Below are 255 nucleotides of genomic sequence, written 5' to 3' on the forward strand. Positions count from 1 at the left end.
AAGTCCAGTGAAGAAGTTCCAGTAATTGTTAAGGTTGTTGCACCAGATGAGGACAAGTATACGCCAGCAGGGAAGACGCAGACGGTTAAACCGAATGAAACTCCACAAGCAGTAAATTCCATTGAGAGTGCGAGCAGCTTACCTGAGGGCACCCAGTATGCCTTTAAGGCTCCTGTCAATACCTCAAGTGAGGGAGACAAGTCAGCTGTTGTTGTAGTAACCTATCCAGATGGTACTCGTGATGAGGTTCCGGTA

At 47.5% G+C, this 255-nt stretch carries 1 protein-coding gene; it reads left to right on the top strand.

Features of this window, described 5'->3' with window-relative positions; all coding sequences use genetic code 11:
• On the top strand, positions 1 to 255 hold a 255-nt coding region (locus tag HZY94_RS00035), incomplete at both ends, for a Rib/alpha-like domain-containing protein (RefSeq protein WP_257151886.1).

This window comes from Streptococcus danieliae, from assembly GCF_013415245.1.
Classification (GTDB): Bacteria; Bacillota; Bacilli; order Lactobacillales; family Streptococcaceae; genus Streptococcus; species Streptococcus danieliae_A.